Annotated in this window: 13 protein-coding genes, 2 tRNA genes and 3 rRNA genes; 9 read left to right on the forward strand and 9 right to left on the reverse strand. The window is 52.8% G+C overall.

Annotation, left to right across the window (positions count from 1 at the left end):
• Positions 1-3: 3 nt before the first annotated feature.
• Positions 4-1182: a multidrug efflux MFS transporter periplasmic adaptor subunit EmrA gene (gene emrA, locus ACQZQY_RS22355; RefSeq protein WP_056782012.1), complete on the forward strand. Its 1179-nt coding sequence runs from the start codon at positions 4-6 to the stop codon at positions 1180-1182.
• Between the two features lie 56 nt (positions 1183-1238).
• Positions 1239-2735 carry a multidrug efflux MFS transporter permease subunit EmrB gene (gene emrB, locus ACQZQY_RS22360; protein WP_056782051.1) on the forward strand — a complete coding sequence of 499 codons (1497 nt, stop codon included), beginning with the start codon at positions 1239-1241 and terminating at the stop codon, positions 2733-2735.
• A 76-nt stretch (positions 2736-2811) separates the two neighbouring features.
• Here emrB and ACQZQY_RS22365 read toward each other — a convergent pair whose 3' ends face one another.
• Entirely contained in the window at positions 2812-3903 is a 1092-nt protein-coding gene (locus ACQZQY_RS22365; RefSeq protein ID WP_431296437.1) for a tRNA/rRNA methyltransferase, read from the reverse strand.
• Between the two features lie 229 nt (positions 3904-4132).
• Between ACQZQY_RS22365 and trxC the strand changes: the two genes are divergently transcribed.
• From trxC to ACQZQY_RS22390, 5 genes are all read left to right on the forward strand, one after another.
• Entirely contained in the window at positions 4133-4552 is a 420-nt protein-coding gene (gene trxC / locus ACQZQY_RS22370) for a thioredoxin TrxC (RefSeq protein ID WP_122097066.1), read from the forward strand.
• 139 nt (positions 4553-4691) lie between these two features.
• Positions 4692-5396: a tRNA-uridine aminocarboxypropyltransferase gene (locus ACQZQY_RS22375; RefSeq protein WP_431296438.1), complete on the forward strand. Its 705-nt coding sequence runs from the start codon at positions 4692-4694 to the stop codon at positions 5394-5396.
• Between the two features lie 31 nt (positions 5397-5427).
• Entirely contained in the window at positions 5428-8148 is a 2721-nt protein-coding gene (locus tag ACQZQY_RS22380) for a bifunctional acetate--CoA ligase family protein/GNAT family N-acetyltransferase (RefSeq protein WP_431296439.1), read from the forward strand.
• 87 nt (positions 8149-8235) lie between these two features.
• Entirely contained in the window at positions 8236-9588 is a 1353-nt protein-coding gene (pssA, locus tag ACQZQY_RS22385; RefSeq protein WP_431297229.1) for a CDP-diacylglycerol--serine O-phosphatidyltransferase, read from the forward strand.
• Between the two features lie 61 nt (positions 9589-9649).
• Positions 9650-9997: a YfiM family lipoprotein gene (locus ACQZQY_RS22390; RefSeq protein ID WP_056782022.1), complete on the forward strand. Its 348-nt coding sequence runs from the start codon at positions 9650-9652 to the stop codon at positions 9995-9997.
• 150 nt (positions 9998-10147) lie between these two features.
• Here ACQZQY_RS22390 and rrf read toward each other — a convergent pair.
• From rrf to rluD, 8 genes are all read right to left on the reverse strand, one after another.
• Positions 10148-10263: ribosomal RNA gene (rrf, locus tag ACQZQY_RS22395) — 5S ribosomal RNA — on the reverse strand.
• A gap of 116 nt (positions 10264-10379) precedes the next feature.
• Positions 10380-13288 (reverse strand): 23S ribosomal RNA (locus ACQZQY_RS22400).
• A 215-nt stretch (positions 13289-13503) separates the two neighbouring features.
• Positions 13504-13579: transfer RNA gene (locus ACQZQY_RS22405), tRNA-Ala, on the reverse strand.
• A 133-nt stretch (positions 13580-13712) separates the two neighbouring features.
• Positions 13713-13789 (reverse strand) — tRNA-Ile (locus tag ACQZQY_RS22410).
• A 71-nt stretch (positions 13790-13860) separates the two neighbouring features.
• Positions 13861-15403, reverse strand: a 16S ribosomal RNA gene (locus tag ACQZQY_RS22415).
• Together the 16S, 23S and 5S rRNA genes with 2 tRNA genes alongside form the textbook arrangement of a ribosomal RNA operon.
• A gap of 489 nt (positions 15404-15892) precedes the next feature.
• Entirely contained in the window at positions 15893-18466 is a 2574-nt protein-coding gene (gene clpB, locus ACQZQY_RS22420; protein WP_183850149.1) for an ATP-dependent chaperone ClpB, read from the reverse strand.
• Between the two features lie 130 nt (positions 18467-18596).
• Entirely contained in the window at positions 18597-19334 is a 738-nt protein-coding gene (gene yfiH, locus ACQZQY_RS22425; protein WP_431296440.1) for a purine nucleoside phosphorylase YfiH, read from the reverse strand.
• Complete coding sequence (rluD, locus tag ACQZQY_RS22430; protein WP_122096176.1) at positions 19334-20311, reverse strand: 23S rRNA pseudouridine(1911/1915/1917) synthase RluD; 978 nt, start codon at positions 20309-20311, stop codon at positions 19334-19336. The genes yfiH and rluD overlap by 1 nt, the downstream gene beginning before the upstream one ends.
• A gap of 130 nt (positions 20312-20441) precedes the next feature.
• Between rluD and bamD the strand changes: the two genes are divergently transcribed.
• Positions 20442-21176 (forward strand): outer membrane protein assembly factor BamD, encoded by a 735-nt coding sequence (gene bamD, locus ACQZQY_RS22435; protein WP_056772705.1) that lies wholly within the window; start codon positions 20442-20444, stop codon positions 21174-21176.
• Positions 21177-21491: 315 nt separating this feature from the next.
• Positions 21492-21836, forward strand: a complete 345-nt coding sequence (raiA, locus tag ACQZQY_RS22440; protein ID WP_056772708.1) for a ribosome-associated translation inhibitor RaiA — start codon at positions 21492-21494, stop codon at positions 21834-21836.
• Positions 21837-21847: the final 11 nt, after the last annotated feature.

The raw sequence follows: 21847 nt of genomic DNA on the forward strand, positions 1-21847 counted from the left end.
ACCATGAGCGCAAATGCCGAAACTCAGGCAGCAACGCCGCAAGCTCCGAGAAATAAGAAAAAAACGCGCAAAACCGCGATGCTCTTGTTGACCGGGATTTTCATTATTATCGCCATCGCCTACCTGTTTTACTGGCTGCTGGTGTTACGTCATTTCGAGTCGACCGACGACTCCTATGTCGCCGGTAATCAGGTTCAGATTATGGCGCAGGTGTCGGGAAGCGTGACCGACGTGAATTTCGACAGCACCGACTTTGTGAAAAAAGGCGACGTGCTGGTAACGATCGATCCGACCGATGCGGAGCAGGCTTTCGAGCGCTCTAAAACGGCGCTGGCCAACAGCGTGCGCCAGACGCATCAGCTGATCATCAACGGCAAGCAGTATCAGGCCAATATCGCCCTGCGCCAGACCCAGTTGCAACAGGCGCAGACTGACCTCAAGCGTCGCGTGGTGCTGGGAAATGTCGATGCGATTGGCCGTGAGGAATTGCAACACGCCCGTGATGCCGTGGATACCGCGAAAGCGCAATACGATGTCGCCGTTCAGCAATACAACGCCAATCAGGCGATGATTCTGGATACGCCGGTCGATAAGCAGCCGCAGGTTTTGCAAGCCGCCGCGCAGGTACGTGACGCCTGGCTCGCCTTGCAACGCACCAAAGTGCGCAGCCCGATTGACGGTTTCGTCTCCCGCCGTGCGGTACAGATTGGTCAGCAGATCAACTCTTCCACTGCGCTGATGGCGGTAGTGCCGGCTCATCACATCTGGGTGGATGCCAACTTTAAAGAAACACAGTTAGCCAATATGCGTATCGGCCAGGCCGCGACCGTGGTCAGCGATATGTACGGTGACGACGTGAAATATCACGGCAAAGTGGTGGGGATGGACATGGGCACCGGCGGCGCGTTCTCGCTGTTACCTGCGCAAAATGCCACCGGCAACTGGATCAAAGTGGTCCAGCGTTTACCGGTGCGTATCGAGCTTAACGATCAGGAAGTGAAAGAACATCCGCTGCGTATTGGTTTGTCGGCGCTGGTCACGGTCGATACGCAAAACCGCGATGGTCTGGTGCTGGCGAATAAAGTGCGTACTGAACCGCTGTATCAGACAACGGCTCTGACGCTGGATCTGGCACCGGTTAACGCCATCATTGCTGACGTTATTCATGCCAATGCAGGCTAATATTTCCGGAGGCCGCTGTGGCAAATAAACCGCTGGTAGGCGCACCGCTGGCCTGGATGACGGTGGCTTTGTCGATGGCCACGTTCATGCAGGTGCTGGACTCGACGATCGCCAACGTGGCGATCCCGACCATTGCCGGGAATCTGGGTGCCTCAAACTCGCAGGGCACCTGGGTGATCACTTCCTTCGGGGTGGCTAACGCCATCTCGATCCCGATCACCGGCTGGCTGGCAAAACGCATCGGCGAAGTAAAACTGTTCCTCTGGTCTACGGTGCTGTTTGCGATTGCCTCCTGGCTGTGCGGCATGTCCAACAGCCTGGAAATGCTGATCTTCTTCCGTGTGGTGCAGGGCGTGGTGGCAGGTCCACTGATCCCCCTCTCGCAAAGTCTGTTACTGAATAACTATCCGCCGGCCAAGCGAAGTACCGCGCTCGCGCTCTGGTCGATGACGGTGATCGTCGCCCCGATTTGCGGGCCGATCCTCGGCGGGTACATCAGTGATAACTATCACTGGGGCTGGATCTTCTTCATTAACGTGCCGATCGGCGCCGCCGTGGTGTTCCTGACGCTGAAAACGCTGAAGGGCCGCGAAACCGCAACGCAGATCAGACCGATCGACAGTGTGGGGTTAGTGCTGCTGGTACTGGGCATTGGCGCATTGCAGGTGATGCTCGACCGGGGTAAAGAACTCGACTGGTTTAACTCGACGGAAATTATCGTGCTGGCGGTCGTGGCGGTGGTCGCGCTCTGCTTCCTTGTCGTATGGGAACTGACCGATGACCACCCGATTGTCGATCTGTCGCTGTTTAAATCGCGAAACTTTACCATCGGCGTGCTGTGTATCAGCCTGGCCTACATGCTTTACTTCGGCGCGATTGTTCTGCTGCCGCAGTTGTTGCAGGAGGTATACGGCTACACCGCCACCTGGGCAGGTCTGGCGTCCGCGCCGGTGGGAATTTTGCCGGTCCTGATGTCGCCTATCATCGGACGTTTTGCACACCGGCTGGATATGCGAAAGCTGGTGACGTTCAGCTTTATCATGTATGCCTACTGCTTCTTCTGGCGTGCGTACACCTTCGAACCGGGGATGGATTTTGGGGCATCTGCGTGGCCGCAGTTTATTCAGGGCTTCGCCGTCGGCTGCTTCTTCATGCCGCTGACCACCATTATTCTGTCCGGCTTACCGCCGGAACGCATGGCGGCGGCTTCAAGTTTGTCGAACTTTATCCGTACGCTGGCAGGTTCGATTGGTACGTCGATCACCACCACCATGTGGTCAAACCGGGAATCACTGCACCACGCGCAGTTAACGGAAAACATCACGCCGTTTAATCCGGCGGCGACGCAGACCTATCAGCAGCTCGAAGGCATGGGCATGAGCCATCAGCAGGCTTCAGGCTGGATAGCGCGGGAAATCACAAATCAGGGACTCATTATCTCTGCCAATGAGATTTTCTGGTTATCCGGCGGCGCATTCCTGGTGCTGCTGGTTCTGATCTGGTTCGCCCGCCCACCGTTTACCAGTGGCGGCGGAGCGGGTGGCGCTCACTGATTCAGGCAATCCCTGAATGACGCAAAGCAAAACGGACGCATTACGCGTCCGTTTTTTTATGGCTCAAACCGGGCGATTATGCCTGGTTCTGACGCCACCATTCCGCCAGCAAAATCCCGGTCGCCACGGAGACGTTCAGGCTTTCTACTTTGCCGGTACCGCCGATAGACACGCTCAGGTCACCCTGCTGCCATGCGCTGTCGGACAAACCGTCGCTCTCTTCACCCAGCACGAGAACCATTTTGGCCGGCAGCTCAGCTTTACCGAGCGCTGTACCTTTATGGCTGGAGGTGGTGACGATGGTGTAACCCGCTTTACGGAAGGTCGCCAGCACATCAAGGAAGTTATCCGCGTTGATGGCTTTCACGTGTTCCGCGCCGCCTTCAGCAGTACGAACTGCCGCACCGGATTCCAGCTGTGCCGGATCCTGTACCAGCATCCCGTTGATACCAAAATGCGCACAAGAACGCATGATACCGCCGAGGTTGTGCGGGTTGCCGACGTTTTCCAGCGCCAGCACGCAGTCTTTCGCACGGGCAGTTTGCAGATAAGTTTCCGCATCCAGACCCTGACGTTTTTTGATCAGGAAACACACGCCGCCGTGGTGTTCAGTGCCGGACGCTTTCGCCAGCTCTTCATCTTCAACCACATGATAGGCTTTGCGGTTTGCTGCCATCCAGCGCAGCGCTTCACGAAAACGCGGGGTGACGGATTGCACAAACCACGCACGCACGATAGCGTCCGGACGGCTGGCAAACAGCGCCTGACAGGCATTTTCGCCATACACGCGGGTTTCTTCCTGGCGCTGGCGACGCAGCTGCTCAGGATCGATAAAGCTTTTACCGCTGATGCCGCCGTGATCCGGTACGGACTCATCAGCCGGTGCACGTGAGACGGTTTTCCACGGCGAAGAATACGGACCCTCATCATCACGGGCCGGACGGCGCGGGCGATCGTCGCCACGTCGTGCATCTGCACCGCGTGAATCGCTGCTGCGACGCTCATTGCGGCGGGCATCGTCTGGACGGGAACCCTGGCGAGGATTATCGCCCGGACGTCCTCTGTTATTGGAAGGACGTTTATCGTTATTGCGGTTATCGCCGTCGTCGTCACTACGGACGAACATCACTTTGACTTTGCCGTTCTTGCCACTGAATGAATCGTTCATTTTTCTCTCCACCTACGCGCAGGGCGCGAAGATTACCTGATGTCTGTGAGCTAAGCCACATGCTTTGGACCAAAAGCTTAAAACTATCGTATTCATTGAATAAACCGCGTTGTTAACAGAATGCTGCACCCTCATACTTACAACATCCAAGTAACATATCAGCCATCTTTAGCGCCGGATCCGGTAAGGTTGATACCGTTCTCACGTTAAGCAATGTAGAGGCTATTTTATGAATACGATTTGCACATCATGTCAGGCCACCAACCGCCTGCCAGAGGATCGTATCGACGACGGCGCAAAATGCGGCCGCTGCGGTCATTCACTTTTTGAAGGCGATGTGGTTCACGCTACTGCTGCCACGCTGGATAAATACCTGCAGGATGACCTGCCGGTCGTTATCGATTTCTGGGCACCATGGTGTGGCCCATGTGTTAACTTCGCGCCGATCTTTGAAGATGTGGCTCAGGAACGCGCCGGTAAAATCCGCTTCATTAAGGTGAATACTGAAGCAGAACCTGAACTGAGCGCGCGGTTCCGGATCCGCAGCATTCCCACCATTATGGTATTTAATGAAGGCAAAATGGTCGATATGTTAAGCGGCGCGATGCCTAAAGCCCCGTTCAATAACTGGCTTAATGAATCATTGTAACGCATAAGCCGTTATAAAGCCCTGCCGATGGCCCGCCTCTGTGCGGGCTTTTTTCTCTTTACATCACGCCGGTAAAGGATCTGCTTGCCAGCCCCGGAAGGGTGATTAGAATAGCCGTTTTTCGCCTACCGGAATGCTTATGTCAGAGAACGCCGTCCTTCGCCTGCGTGCACAGCGCCTTGCTAAATCCACCCGCCCTTTTCTTGCCCGCGGGTCACGGGCGATTCGCTGTCAGTCATGCCTGTTACCTGAACGCCACTGCATCTGCGCCGAACGCGAAATTCATCAGGCCACCAGCCGTTTTTGTCTGGTGATGTTCGACACTGAGCCGATGAAGCCCAGCAATACCGGACGGTTGATCGCTGACGTTTTACCCGATACACAGGCATTTATGTGGTCGCGTACGGAAACGGATCCGGCGCTGCTCGAAGCGATTGCCGACCCCGAACGTCAGGCTTATGTGGTTTTCCCGGCCTCTTTCGCCGAACCGCCGCGCCAGGTGTTTACCGACGTTCCGGCCGGCAGCAAACCTCCGCTGTTTATCATGCTCGACGGCACCTGGAACGAAGCCCGCAAGATGTTTCGCAAAAGCCCGTACCTGGATAATCTGCCGGTATTTTCCCTTGATGTAAGCGCCAGCTCCGGCTACATACTGCGTGAAGCGTCGCGCCCGGAACTGCATTGTACGGTAGAAGTGGCGGCAGCTTTGCTGGAAAAAGCCGGTGATATTGAGGCCTCGGCTGGCCTGTCGCGCCACTTTACTCATTTCCGCACCCAGTATCTGGCCGGAAAACCCCACCATCCGGTGCATCAGCTCACAGCAAAGAATGAAGAAAGCCTCTAGAATCATGTGAACATGATGAACCGGAGATGCCATGAGTCAGCGCGGACTGGAAGCCTTATTACGACCTGAATCTATCGCGGTAGTGGGTGCCAGCAATAAGCCGGGCCGCGCCGGATATCTAATGATGCGCAATCTGCTCGACAGCGGATTCAACGGCCCGGTGCTGCCGGTCACCCCCGCTTATCGCGCGGTGTGCGGCGTGCTCACGTGGCGGGATGTCGCCAGCCTGCCGATGTCGCCCGATCTCGCCATTCTCTGTACCCACGCTGACCGCAATCTCGCCCTGCTTGAACAGCTTGGCGAACGCGGCTGTAAGACGGTCATTGTACTTTCGTCTTTGCCCCGGCAATTCGCAGAACTGAAATCCTGCGCACAGCGCTTTTCCATGCGCCTGCTCGGACCCAACAGTCTCGGTATTCTCGCGCCATGGCAGAAGCTGAATGCCAGTTTTTCACCGGTGCCGATCCTGCCCGGTAAACTGGCATTTATTTCGCAATCGGCGGCGGTTGCCAATACCATTCTTGACTGGGCACAGCAGCGCGCTGTCGGCTTCTCCTATTTCATTTCGCTTGGCGACAGTCTGGATATCGACGTCGACGATTTGCTTGATTTCCTCGCCCGCGACAGTAAAACCAGCGCCATCCTTCTTTATCTTGAACATATCAGCGATGCCCGCCGTTTTCTTTCAGCCTCGCGCAGCGCCTCACGCAATAAACCTATTTTGGTGATCAAAAGCGGCCGCAGCGCTCAGGCTCAGACACTGCTCAACAGCCCGCTGAGTCTGGATGCCGCCTACGATGCAGCTATCCAGCGGGCCGGTTTATTGCGCGTTCAGGATACCCATGAACTGTTTTCCGCCGTTGAAACGCTGAGCCATATGCGTCCGCTAAAAGGTGAGCGCTTACTTATCATCAGTAACGGCGCCGCCCCTGCAGCGATGGCGCTTGACCAACTGCTGTTACGCAACGGGAAGCTGGCGAAGCTCGGCGAAGAAACCGTCCGGAGGCTGAGCGCCGTGCTGCCTCAAACGATTACGGCCTCAAACCCACTGGATTTGCATGATGATGCGACGCCGTTGCTCTATCAGTCAGTGATGACGGCGTTGCTCGACAGCACTGATTTCGATGCTGTGCTGGTGATCCACGCGCCGAGTGCCGCAGCACATGGCACGGTGACCGCCAGCCATCTCATCGACGCGGTTCGTCAGCATTCGCGCGGTAAATACATCACACTGCTGACCAACTGGTGCGGAGAATTCTCCTCGCAGGAAGCGCGCAAACTGTTTACCGAGGCCGGGATCCCCACGTACCGTACGCCGGAAGGCACGGTCACCGCGTTTATGCATATGGTTGAATACCGGCGTAACCAGAAGCAGCTGAAAGAAACACCCGCGCTGCCAGCGGATCTTGAACAGAATACCGATCAGGCGCATCAGCTGATTGCCCAAACGCTGGCAGAAGGCACCACGCAACTCGATACACATGAAGTTCGCGCGATTCTGCAAGCCTACGGAATGAATGTACTGCCCACGTGGATCGCCAGCGACAGCGCCGAAGCGGTGAATATTGCCAGCCAGGTAGGTTATCCGGTGGCATTGAAATTACGCTCACCGGACATTCCGCATAACTCGGAAGTTCAGGGGGTGATGTTGTATCTGCGAACCGCCAGTGAAGTGGAACAGGCAGCCAATGCCATTTTTGACCGCGCCAGACAGGCGTTTCCGCAGGCCAGAATTCAGGGTCTGCTGGTACAAACCATGGCGAGCAGACCGGGCTCTCAGGAATTACGCGTGGTGGTCGAACAGGACCCGGTCTTCGGCCCGCTGATCATGCTGGCTGAAGGCGGCTCAGACTGGCAGCCAGAGCGGCAAGCGGTAGTTGCCCTGCCGCCACTGAACATGACGCTGGCGCGCTATCAGGTGGTTCAGGCACTGAAGAGCGGCAAAATCCGCGGCCGCAATGCCCTGCACCCTCTCGATATTCCGGCACTGAGTCAGTTGCTGGTGAACGTATCGAACCTGATTATCGATTGCCCGGAGATCGAACGTCTGGATATTCACCCGTTGCTGGTTTCCGGCAGTGAACTCAGTTTGCTTGATGTTTCAATGCAATTGTCGGCGCACCCGGCGGACAGGCCATCACGTCTGGCAATCCGCCCTTATCCCCGCGAACTTGAAGAGCTTGTCATCCTTAAAGATGGCTCACAGGCGCTGTTCCGCCCTATCCTTCCTGAAGATGAACCGCTGCTGAAAGCGTTTATCCTCAAAGTGACGAAAGAAGATCTCTATTACCGCTACTTCAGTGAAATCAATGAATTCACTCATGAAGATTTGGCCAACATGACGCAAATCGATTATGACCGCGAAATGGCCTTCGTTGCCATCCGAACCACAGACGATCAAAATGAAATTATTGGCGTCACGCGCGCGGTGTCAGATCCGGACAATATTGATGCTGAATTCTCGGTTTTAGTTCGTTCGGATCTTAAAGGCCTCGGGCTGGGACGCAGGCTTCTCGATAAGATGATTAACTACGCCGCAGAGCACGGTCTGCAACGCCTTACGGGTATCACCATGCCAAATAATCAGGGCATGATCACCCTGGCCAGAAAGCTTGGATTCGACGTAGACATTCAGATTCAGGACGGCATTGTGAACCTGTCATTAACGCTGGAAAAGCGTGGAATCACACCGCAGAAAAGCGTGAGCCGAAGCCATGAACAGGCAAAAGATGCGCACATCAGACAGGACTAATGGTATTATCGACCGATTGTGCGGTTACCACTGTCTGCTTGTGCCGCGAAAGCCATTACATGAAGAGAGAAGAAGCGCACTGTGATGTTGTCAAAATTCAAACGTAATAAACATCAACAACACCTTGCTCAGCTGCCCAAACTCCCCCAAACGGTTGATGCTGTAGAAACGCTCTACTGCCCAGCAGATTTCCGTAAGACGCTGCTCAACGCAATTGCCAACGCAACCCAACGGATCTATCTGGTCGCTCTCTATTTAGAGAACGATGACGGCGGACGTGACGTATTGTCGGCACTTTATGCGGCTAAACAGCAACGACCTGAGCTTGAGATTTGTGTGCTGGTTGACTGGCACCGTGCTCAGCGCGGGCGTATTGGCGCAGCAGCTGCTGACACCAATGCGGATTGGTATTGCCGTATGGCTAAAGAACATCCTGAATGTTCCGTTCCGGTGTACGGCGTTCCGGTCAATACGCGTGAAGCGTTGGGTGTCCTGCATCTGAAAGGTTTTGTGATAGACGATCAGGTGATCTACAGCGGTGCCAGCCTCAATGATGTTTATCTGCATCGCCATGAGAAATATCGCTACGATCGTTATCAGCTTCTGACCAACGCACCGCTGGCAAATACCATGATCGACTTTATGAAGAAGTCGATCATGACTGCCGCAGCCGTTCAGCGCCTCGATCGGGAAGATCGTCCGAAAAGCATTGAGATCAAGAACGAAACACGTCAGTTTCGTCAAAATCTGCGCTCCAGCGGATATCACTTCAAAGACAGTGCCGGTAATGATGAACTGGCGGTGACGCCCATCGTCGGCCTGGGTAAACAAAACGAGCTGAACCGGACTATTCATCATCTGATGGCCAGTACCGATCATAAGCTGACGCTTTGTACGCCTTATTTCAATATGCCCGCGATGCTGGCACGCAATATTATTCATCTGTTGCGCCGGGGTAAGCAGGTCGAAATTATTGTCGGTGATAAAACGGCAAATGATTTTTATATTCCACAGGATCAGCCGTTTAAGATCATCGGTGCGCTGCCTTATTTGTACGAAATTAACCTGCGCCGATTCCTGAGCCGTTTACAGCGTTTTGTCGACAGCGGGCAGCTCATTGTGCGGTTATGGAAAGATGGCGATAACAGTTATCACCTCAAAGGCATGTGGGTCGATGACCGCTGGCAGTTAATTACCGGAAATAATCTCAATCCACGCGCATGGCGTTTAGATCTTGAGAATGCGATTCTGATCCACGATCCACATAAAGAGATGGCCTCGCAGCGTCAGAAAGAGCTGGATGAAATTCGTCAGCACACGCAGGTTGTCTCTCATTATATGGAACTGGAAAGCATTCCAAATTATCCGGTCAAAGTGCGTAAGCTTATTCGCCGTCTGCGGCGGATACGGATCGACAGATTAATCAGCCGAATTCTCTAATTGGCTATACTGAAAGCCTGATCATAGTGATCGGGCTTTTTTATATCTGGAATAACACTCGATGACTTACCCACTTCCTCATTCCCTCAAATACCCTTTTGTCGCCCTGATATTATGCAGCAGTGGCTGTACGCATTACGCAAACGATCCATGGACCGGTAAGGATAAAGCCGAGCACTTTGTTGGTTCAGCTGTATTAGCCGCAGCAGGAACCGCTTATGGAGATAATCAGGGATGGAGTGAGGCTCGCAGCCGGTCATTTGGGTTACTCTTTTCGGTCAGCCTGGGTGCAGCGAAAGAGTTCTATGACAGCCGTGATGGTGGCAGTGGCTGGAGCTGGAAGGATTTCACCTGGGATATTGCCGGTGCAGCCGTCGGGTACAGCACTTATCAGTTAATCCGTCATTGATACCCATTCTGATATTCTGAATTTCCTTCCGTATTTTCGTCAATCCTGAGCGAAAAACATGTGGATACTCAATAAACATCACCCTTTCTGCTCAAATTCCACACAGCAAAAAGCCCTGTACGTCAGTACAGGGCTTTCCACTTGTTTGATGCCTGGCAGTTCCCTACTCTCGCATGGGGAGACCCCACACTACCATCGGCGCTACGGCGTTTCACTTCTGAGTTCGGCATGGGGTCAGGTGGGACCACCGCGCTACTGCCGCCAGGCAAATTCTGTTTCATCCATAACGCGCACCCTAAGTCAGGCTTGCACTACGAACCAATCTCGGAACTTCAGCTGAAAATCTACTTCAGAGTCACTCTAAAAACACCTTTGGTGTTGTAAGGTTAAGCCTCTCGGGTCATTAGTACTGGTTAGCTCAATGCATCGCTGCACTTACACACCCAGCCTATCAACGTCTTAGTCTTAAACGTCCCTTCAGGTGGCTTAAAGCCACAGGGAAGACTCATCTCGAGGCAAGTTTCGCGCTTAGATGCTTTCAGCGCTTATCTTTTCCGCATTTAGCTACCGGGCAATGCCATTGGCATGACAACCCGAACACCAGTGATGCGTCCACTCCGGTCCTCTCGTACTAGGAGCAGCCCCTCTCAATCTTCCAACGCCCACGGCAGATAGGGACCGAACTGTCTCACGACGTTCTAAACCCAGCTCGCGTACCACTTTAAACGGCGAACAGCCGTACCCTTGGGACCTACTTCAGCCCCAGGATGTGATGAGCCGACATCGAGGTGCCAAACACCGCCGTCGATATGAACTCTTGGGCGGTATCAGCCTGTTATCCCCGGAGTACCTTTTATCCGTTGAGCGATGGCCCTTCCATTCAGAACCACCGGATCACTATGACCTACTTTCGTACCTGCTCGAGCCGTCACTCTCGCAGTCAAGCTAGCTTATGCCATTGCACTAACCTCACGATGTCCGACCGTGATTAGCTAACCTTCGTGCTCCTCCGTTACTCTTTAGGAGGAGACCGCCCCAGTCAAACTACCCACCAGACACTGTCCTCACCCCGGATCACGGGGCCGAGTTAGAACATCAAACATTAAAGGGTGGTATTTCAAGGTTGGCTCCACGCAGACTGGCGTCCACGCTTCAAAGCCTCCCACCTATCCTACACATCAAGGCTCAATGTTCAGTGTCAAGCTATAGTAAAGGTTCACGGGGTCTTTCCGTCTTGCCGCGGGTACACTGCATCTTCACAGCGAGTTCAATTTCACTGAGTCTCGGGTGGAGACAGCCTGGCCATCATTACGCCATTCGTGCAGGTCGGAACTTACCCGACAAGGAATTTCGCTACCTTAGGACCGTTATAGTTACGGCCGCCGTTTACCGGGGCTTCGATCAAGAGCTTCGCATTGCTGCTAACCCCATCAATTAACCTTCCGGCACCGGGCAGGCGTCACACCGTATACGTCCACTTTCGTGTTTGCACAGTGCTGTGTTTTTATTAAACAGTTGCAGCCAGCTGGTATCTGCGACTGGCTTCAGCTCCGGGAGCAAGTCCCTTCACCTACGCGCCAGCGTGCCTTCTCCCGAAGTTACGGCACCATTTTGCCTAGTTCCTTCACCCGAGTTCTCTCAAGCGCCTGAGTATTCTCTACCTGACCACCTGTGTCGGTTTGGGGTACGATTTCGTGTTACCTGGAGCTTAGAGGCTTTTCCTGGAAGCATGGCATCAACTACTTCACCACCGTAGTGGCTCGTTATCACGCCTCAGGGTTAGTATGCAACCGGATTTACCAAGTCACACCCCCTACACGCTTGAACCGGGACAACCGTCGCCCGGCTAGCCTAGCCTTCTCCGTCCCCCCTTCGCAGTAACACCAAGTGCTGGAATATTAACCAGCTTCCCATCGACTACGCTTTTCAGCCTCGCCTTAGGGGTCGACTCACCCTGCCCCGATTAACGTTGGACAGGAACCCTTGGTCTTCCGGCGTGCGGGTTTTTCACCCGCATTATCGTTACTTATGTCAGCATTCGCACTTCTGATACCTCCAGCAACCCTCACAGGTCACCTTCGACGGCTTACAGAACGCTCCCCTACCCAACAACGCCTAAGCGTCGCTGCCGCAGCTTCGGTGCATGGTTTAGCCCCGTTACATCTTCCGCGCAGGCCGACTCGACCAGTGAGCTATTACGCTTTCTTTAAATGATGGCTGCTTCTAAGCCAACATCCTGGCTGTCTATGCCTTCCCACATCGTTTCCCACTTAACCATGACTTTGGGACCTTAGCTGGCGGTCTGGGTTGTTTCCCTCTTCACGACGGACGTTAGCACCCGCCGTGTGTCTCCCGTGATAACATTCTTCGGTATTCGTAGTTTGCATCGAGTTGGTAAGCCGGGATGGCCCCCTAGTCGAAACAGTGCTCTACCCCCGAAGATGAGTTCACGAGGCGCTACCTAAATAGCTTTCGGGGAGAACCAGCTATCTCCCGGTTTGATTGGCCTTTCACCCCCAGCCACAAGTCATCCGCTAATTTTTCAACATTAGTCGGTTCGGTCCTCCAGTTAGTGTTACCCAACCTTCAACCTGCCCATGGCTAGATCACCGGGTTTCGGGTCTATACCTTGCAACTTGACGCCCAGTTAAGACTCGGTTTCCCTACGGCTCCCCTATACGGTTAACCTTGCTACAAAATATAAGTCGCTGACCCATTATACAAAAGGTACGCAGTCACCCAACAAAGTAGGCTCCCACTGCTTGTACGTACACGGTTTCAGGTTCTATTTCACTCCCCTCGCCGGGGTTCTTTTCGCCTTTCCCTCACGGTACTGGTTCACTATCGGTCAGTCAGGAGTATTTAGCCTTGGAGGATGGTCCCCCCATATTCAGACAGGATGTCACGTGTCCCGCCCTACTCATCGAACTCACAATGTATGCATTTTTGTGTACGGGACTATCACCCTATACTGTGCGACTTTCCAGACGCTTCCACTAACACATACGCTGATGTTGGTTCTGGGCTCTTCCCCGTTCGCTCGCCGCTACTGGGGGAATCTCGGTTGATTTCTTTTCCTCGGGGTACTTAGATGTTTCAGTTCCCCCGGTTCGCCTTGCATGGCTATGTATTCACCATGCAATAGTGTGTCGAAACACACTGGGTTTCCCCATTCGGGTATCGTCGGTTATAACGGTTCATATCACCTTACCGACGCTTTTCGCAGATTAGCACGCCCTTCATCGCCTCTGACTGCCTAGGCATCCACCGTGTACGCTTAGTCGCTTAACCTCACAACCCGAAGGTGTCTTAAAAGACAACGTCGCGCTGCGATTATTTGAGAGACTCTGTTACAGACTAATCCACCACTCAGTACTTCTACGGAGAGTGATGTTCAGCTGTAAACTTTCAATTTTCAGCTTGTTCCAGATTGTTAAAGAGCAAAATACTTCGCAGCATACTGTTACCAATATACTCTGAAGTATTATTTAGGGGCTGTACGGTAATGGTGGAGCTAAGCGGGATCGAACCGCTGACCTCCTGCGTGCAAGGCAGGCGCTCTCCCAGCTGAGCTATAGCCCCATACAGTCACTTACAGATACCTTAATTACTCATCGTTCAGATGAGTCAGCCAATTTGTTCTCAGGCAAGGCGGAGTTCATACGACGTTTGCTTGTGCAAACGAGCGTGACGACAACGCAGCATGAGGACGAATTGGTAGGCCTGAGTGGACTTGAACCACCGACCTCACCCTTATCAGGGGTGCGCTCTAACCACCTGAGCTACAAGCCTATTAAGGTATTTCTGCTCGTTACTTTCTATCAGACAATCTGTGTGGACACTGCACAATGCGTATCTTTAGGTAAGGAGGTGATCCAACCGCAGGTTCCCCTACGGTTACCTTGTTACGACTTCACCCCAGTCATGAATCACAAAGTGGTAAGCGCCCTCCCGAAGGTTAAGCTACCTACTTCTTTTGCAACCCACTCCCATGGTGTGACGGGCGGTGTGTACAAGGCCCGGGAACGTATTCACCGTAGCATTCTGATCTACGATTACTAGCGATTCCGACTTCATGGAGTCGAGTTGCAGACTCCAATCCGGACTACGACATACTTTATGAGGTCCGCTTGCTCTCGCGAGTTTGCTTCTCTTTGTATATGCCATTGTAGCACGTGTGTAGCCCTACTCGTAAGGGCCATGATGACTTGACGTCATCCCCACCTTCCTCCGGTTTATCACCGGCAGTCTCCTTTGAGTTCCCGACATTACTCGCTGGCAACAAAGGATAAGGGTTGCGCTCGTTGCGGGACTTAACCCAACATTTCACAACACGAGCTGACGACAGCCATGCAGCACCTGTCTCAGAGTTCCCGAAGGCACTAAGCTATCTCTAGCGAATTCTCTGGATGTCAAGAGTAGGTAAGGTTCTTCGCGTTGCATCGAATTAAACCACATGCTCCACCGCTTGTGCGGGCCCCCGTCAATTCATTTGAGTTTTAACCTTGCGGCCGTACTCCCCAGGCGGTCGACTTAACGCGTTAGCTCCGGAAGCCACGCCTCAAGGGCACAACCTCCAAGTCGACATCGTTTACAGCGTGGACTACCAGGGTATCTAATCCTGTTTGCTCCCCACGCTTTCGCACCTGAGCGTCAGTCTTTGTCCAGGGGGCCGCCTTCGCCACCGGTATTCCTCCAGATCTCTACGCATTTCACCGCTACACCTGGAATTCTACCCCCCTCTACAAGACTCTAGCTTGCCAGTTTCAAATGCAGTTCCCAAGTTAAGCTCGGGGATTTCACATCTGACTTAACAAACCGCCTGCGTGCGCTTTACGCCCAGTAATTCCGATTAACGCTTGCACCCTCCGTATTACCGCGGCTGCTGGCACGGAGTTAGCCGGTGCTTCTTCTGCGAGTAACGTCAATGCACAGTGCTATTAACACTGAACCCTTCCTCCTCGCTGAAAGTGCTTTACAACCCTAAGGCCTTCTTCACACACGCGGCATGGCTGCATCAGGCTTGCGCCCATTGTGCAATATTCCCCACTGCTGCCTCCCGTAGGAGTCTGGACCGTGTCTCAGTTCCAGTGTGGCTGGTCATCCTCTCAGACCAGCTAGGGATCGTCGCCTAGGTGAGCCATTACCCCACCTACTAGCTAATCCCATCTGGGCACATCCGATGGCGTGAGGCCCGAAGGTCCCCCACTTTGCTCTTGCGAGGTCATGCGGTATTAGCTACCGTTTCCAGTAGTTATCCCCCTCCATCAGGCAGTTTCCCAGACATTACTCACCCGTCCGCCGCTCGTCACCCAGAGAGCAAGCTCTCCTGTGCTACCGCTCGACTTGCATGTGTTAGGCCTGCCGCCAGCGTTCAATCTGAGCCATGATCAAACTCTTCAATTAAAAGTTCGATTTGCTTAAACAAGTTAAGCGGTGCTCAAAAATTAACTTTCGTAATAATTCACTAAAATGAATTACTGCTTGGTCACTCTTTAAGACTTGATATTTTTTGCCACCGAGGTGGCTGATATCGTCTTGTGAGTGCCCACACAGATTGTCTGATAAATTGTTAAAGAGCAGTGAGTTACGCGCTTTCGCTTGCTAACTCGAGGTGGCGTATATTACGCTTTCCTCATTCAGTGTCAACCGTTTATGTCATCCGGTCATCACTGCTTTTAATCTTTCCGACCCGGTTACTTCGTGATGTTGTTCACGTTGTTCCCTGTCGATGGAGCGGCATTATAGGGAGTTCTGAGCAGGCCGCAAGGGTTTATTGAAAATACTTTTCCGACCGTTCACAAATAAAGCAAATGGATTAATAACGTTCAAAATACGCATAAAAAACGGGCTCCAAATTACTTTGGAGCCCGTTTTGACCTCTATTGCCTTCGATTACTGCCTTGCGACGATATGATCATTTTCCACATCAACAACAATAGGCTTACCTGGAATCAGCTTACCCGACAAGATTTGCTGGGCAAGCGGGTTCTCAATTTGCTGCTGGATGGCACGTTTCAATGGGCGTGCACCGTATACCGGATCAAATCCGGTATTCCCGAGCAACTCCAGGGCCGCATCTGTCAGCGTTGCTGAGTAGCCGTGTTCTTCGAGACGTTTGTACAAACGCTCCAGCTGGATTTTCGCGATATTTTTGATATGCGCATGAGCCAGCGGATGGAATACCACGACTTCATCTATACGGTTAATGAATTCCGGACGGAAGCTGTGAGTGACAACTTCCATTACCGACTCTTTCATCTGCGCATAGGTGGCCTCACCAAAGTGCTGCTGAATGATGTCAGAACCCAGGTTAGAGGTCATGATCACAACGGTATTACGGAAATCGACCGTTCTGCCCTGTCCGTCAGTTAAACGTCCGTCATCCAGCACCTGTAATAAGATGTTGAACACATCCGGATGCGCCTTCTCTACTTCATCTAATAAGATGACAGAGTAAGGACGACGACGAACCGCTTCAGTCAGGTAACCCCCCTCCTCATAACCGACATAACCCGGAGGCGCACCGACCAGACGTGAAACGGAGTGTTTCTCCATAAACTCTGACATATCGATGCGGACCATCGCGTCATCACTGTTAAACAGGAATGTCGCCAGCGCTTTACACAGCTCTGTTTTACCCACACCGGTCGGGCCGAGGAACAGGAATGACCCGATCGGACGGTTTGGATCCGACAAACCTGCGCGACTACGACGGATCGCATTCGATACCGCTTCAACCGCTTCGTTCTGACCGATCACCCGGCTATGCAGTTCCGCTTCCATACGCAGCAGTTTTTCGCGTTCACCTTCCAGCATCCGGGCGACAGGGATCCCAGTCCAGCGTGCCAGCACGTCCGCAATTTCCACATCAGTGACGCGGTTACGCAGCAGCTTCATGCTTTTGCCTTCGGCCTGAGTCGCTGCAGCCAGCTGTTTTTCCAGCTCAGGTATTTTGCCGTACTGCAATTCAGACATCCGACCCAAATCGCCAACACGACGTGCCTGCTCAAGCGTGATCTTAGCCTGCTCCAGCTCAGCTTTAATATTCTGCGTGCCCGTCAATGAGGCTTTCTCAGCTTTCCACTCTTCTTCCAGCTCAGAATATTCACGCTCTTTCTGGTTAAGCTCCGTTTCCAGCATCTCCAGGCGTTTCACGCTGGCATCATCAGACTCTTTCTTCAGCGCCTGTTGTTCCAGCTTGAGCTGAATAATACGGCGCTCGAGCCGGTCCAGAGACTCAGGCTTCGAGTCCATCTGCATACGAATGCTGGATGCAGCCTCATCTATAAGGTCAATGGCTTTATCGGGCAACTGACGATCCGAAATGTAGCGATGCGAAAGCGTAGCCGCCGCGACAATTGCCGGGTCAGTAATCTGAACATGATGATGCAACTCATAGCGTTCTTTCAGGCCACGCAAAATAGCGATGGTGTCTTCAACAGAAGGCTCGGCAACAAACACTTTCTGGAAACGACGCTCTAACGCCGCATCCTTCTCTATATACTGACGATATTCATTTAAGGTTGTCGCACCGACGCAGTGAAGTTCACCGCGCGCCAGCGCAGGTTTGAGCATGTTGCCGGCATCCATCGCACCGTCGGCTTTACCTGCGCCTACCATCGTGTGCAATTCATCGATGAACAGAATGACGTTACCTTCCTGTTTTGCCAGATCGCTCAACAGGCCTTTCAGACGTTCTTCGAATTCACCGCGATATTTTGCCCCGGCCACCAGCGCACCCATGTCTAATGACAGTACGCGTTTGTTTTTCAGCCCTTCAGGCACTTCACCGTTAATGATGCGCTGCGCCAGACCTTCGGCGATCGCCGTTTTACCTACACCCGGCTCACCAATGAGAACCGGGTTATTTTTGGTACGACGCTGCAGAACCTGAATGGTCCGGCGAATTTCTTCATCACGACCGATGACCGGATCCAGTTTGCCTTGCTCGGCACGTTCGGTCAGATCGATAGTGAATTTTTTCAATGCCTGACGTTGGTCTTCGGCATTCTGATCATCCACTTTCTCCCCCCCACGCATTTGATCGATAGCCGCAGTCATTTTCTCGGCCGTTGCGCCGCAAGCTTTTAACATATCTGTTAATGAGCCGCGGTCTTTCATAACAGCCAGAACAAAGAGTTCTGACGAAATAAACGTATCGGCACGTTGCTGTGCCAATTTGTCACAAAGGTTTAAAACACGTACCAGTTCATGCGAGGGCTGAACATCCCCGCCGGTACCTTCAACTTGCGGCAAACGCCCCAAAGCCTGATCAACCTCCGTGCGCAGTTTCTGGGTATCAACCCCAGCAGCTGTTAATAAAGGGCGCACGGTTCCGCCTTCCTGTGTGAGCAAAGCGCTCATCAGGTGGACAGGTTCGATAAATTGATTGTCGCGCCCGAGCGCGAGAGACTGAGCATCCGCGAGGGCAAGCTGGAATTTACTTGTAAGACGATCCAGACGCATAACACCTCCAATACTGAACAAAATTGCTACTGGAGAATAGATGAGGTCAACCCTGACGTTTTCAAGGTTATCTTGTCAGTATATTAATTGGACTATCGGGATGGGTGGTGAAGGGTACTGATTTGAAGGGTTATACCCGCCAAATCAGACTGGCCTGACGTCCGGTGATCCCGTCACGCCGATAAGAGTAAAATTGGGTGTTGTCAGACACAGTGCAATACTCACCGCCGTAGATGGCGGTGAGGCCCGCACTTTGCAAGCGCAGCCGTGCGAGTTGGTAAATGTCGGCCATGAATTTGGCACCTGCCGGTGTAAAAGCCGCTGATGCAGCAGAGTCTGCAGCAACAAAGGCTTCACGCACTTCGCCACCCACTTCAAAATGAGCAGGACCGATCGCCGGTCCCATCCATGCCATGATCTGTTCAGGTGCGGCTTCAAATTGCGCAACCGTGTTTTCCAGCACACCCGCACACAATCCGCGCCAGCCAGCATGTGCTGCCGCGACTTCATCACCCGAGCGGCTGCAAAACAGCACAGGCAAACAATCTGCCGTCATCGCAGCGCAAACTACGCCTGGTTCGCAAGTATAGGCAGCATCAGCAATAAGGGTGGGTAGTACGGGAGTGTGTGAAGTAAGACGAACAACATCGGTGCCATGTATCTGCTCCAGCCAGTGCGGTGCAGCAGGCAAACCTCCGAGCGCGATCAGGCGCTGCCGGTTGGCCGAGACGAGCTCTGGCTCATCCCCGACATGGCTGCCGAGGTTGAGCGAACCGTAAGGAGGCAAACTGATGCCTCCTTTACGGGTTGTCGCACATGACCGAACCGAGGGGGGTTGCGGCCACTGAGGCAGGATAAGCGCACTCATTACCAGTTCATCTGATCCTTGAACTCTTCGGTATCCGCTTTCAGCGCCGTAATCAGGTCAACCATATCCTGAGGAAGTGGCGCATGCCATTCCATCTGAATACCGGTTACCGGATGGTAAAGGCGCAGCATTGTCGCGTGAAGAGCCTGACGATCGAATCCGCGCAGCATATTGATGAAGGACTCGGAAGCCCCTTTTGGCAAACGCGGACGGCCACCGTACAGCTGGTCACCCAGCAGAGGATGGTTGATGTGCGCCATATGCACACGGATCTGGTGAGTACGGCCAGATTCCAGACGCAAACGCAAACGCGTATGGGCGCGGAAATGTTCCATGATGCGATAGTGCGTGGTCGCCGGTTTGCCGGTTGGATGCACCGCCATATGCGTGCGTTTGGTGGAATGGCGCGCAATCGGCTCATTCACTGTACCGCCTGCCGTCATTGTACCAATCGCCACAGCTTCATATTCACGGGTGATTTCGCGGGCTTGGAGAGCAACAACCAGGTGAGTTTGCGCAGGGACTGACTTCGCCACTACCATCAAACCGGTGGTATCTTTATCAAGACGGTGAACGATGCCGCAACGTGGAACATCTATAATCGCAGGGTAGTAATGCAGTAAAGCATTCAGTACCGTGCCGTCTGGATTCCCTGCGCCCGGATGAACAACCAGATCGCGGGGTTTATTGATGACTAAAATATCGTTATCTTCATAGACGATATCTAAAGGGATATCTTGTGGCAGCCAACGCGCTTCTTCTTCAATTTGCGCATCGATTGCGATAGCCTCGCCACCCAACACTTTTTCTTTTGGTTTGGTCACTTTTTTGCCATTGACCGTAACCCTGTCTTCAAGGATCCAATCTTTTATGCGAGATCTTGAATAATCAGGGAACAATTCGGCCAAAGCCTGATCTAACCGTTGACCGAGTTGAGATTCGGCCACCGTTGCGGTGAGTTGTACTTGTTGTGCCATATGCAGCTTCTTGGTTAACGTTGGGTTTTCACGGCGATGCCGTTTAAAATAATGTGCTATTGTAGCTGGTCTTTGTCGGGAGCTTAACGGACAGTCTCCCAGAATAACACCTGAGGATAATCAAAACGTCATGACGCGTGTGAAATATCTGGTGGCAGCAGCCACGTTGAGCCTGGCGCTGGTCGGTTGCTCCAGTTCCAAAGAAACGGTTCCCGATAACCCGCCTAACGTCCTTTATGCCACTGCCCAGCAAAAGCTGCAGGACGGTAACTTTAAAGGGGCGATTGCGCAATTAGAAGCGTTGGATAACCGCTATCCATTTGGACCTTACTCGCAGCAAGTTCAGTTAGATCTGATTTATGCCTATTACAAGTCTGCTGACTTGCCAATGGCTCAGGCCTCTATTGATCGCTTTATGCGTCTGAATCCAACCCATCCAAATATCGACTACGTCATGTATATGCGTGGTTTAACGGATATGGCGCTGGATGACAGTGCACTGCAAGGATTCTTCGGTGTTGATCGTTCTGACCGCGATCCGCAGCATGCACGCGCGGCATTCCGTGATTTCAGCCAGCTTATCCACGCATATCCAAACAGCCAGTACGCAACTGATGCGACTAAACGTTTGGTATTCCTGAAAGAGCGTCTGGCGAAATACGAGCTGTCAGTGGTGCAATACTACACTAAACGCGGTGCTTACGTCGCTGTCGTTAACCGTGTAGAGCAAATGCTGAAAGATTATCCGGATACTCAGGCAACGCACGACGCGCTGCCGTTGATGGAAAGTGCCTATCGCGAACTGCAGCTGAACAACCAGGCTGATAAAGTCGCGAAAATTATTGCTGCCAACAGCGCTGCATAATTTCAAATGTCCGAACACAAAAACGGTAGCTTTGGCTGCCGTTTTTTTTTGGGATTTTTTTAAGGCACGAACTGATGGGATTAAAAAACAAGCAGAAAATGATGGGAGTGAAGATCAGGAAAAGCGCACTGATCTTATCAATCATGCTTCATCCGCTGACAAGTCTCAAGACCTTTCCCGCCATTCATTACCCTGAGTCACAGAATCATCACCATTGACAAAAAGTGACAAAAAACCACGACACAGGGGACGCAATTCACAAAAAAGGCTGGTATGTTGGATTCATCGGAGACGGAAAGAAGAGAGGTAAATTATATGACAGTCAACATTACCAGCAAGCAAATGGACATCACTGCCGCTATTCGTGACCACATCGAAGGCCGTCTGAAAAAACTGGAAAAATGGCAAACTCAGTTAATTAACCCGCACATTGTTCTGTCGAAAGAACCACAGGGATTTGTCGCCGTTGCGACCATCAGTACGCCAAACGGCCAGCTGATCGCCAGTGCGACCCACGATGATATGTATGCCGCGATCAACGAGATGACAGCCAAGCTTGAACGTCAGCTCAACAAAGCGCAGCACAAAGGTGAAGCCCGCCGTGCCGAGTCCGGTGTGAAGGAATTGAACCTTGAACCGGTGGAGGAAGAAGAGGAATAACCGGCTTAACA

This window comes from Rahnella sp. PAMC25559 (genome assembly GCF_050632365.1).
Classification (GTDB): Bacteria; Pseudomonadota; Gammaproteobacteria; order Enterobacterales; family Enterobacteriaceae; genus Rahnella; species Rahnella rivi.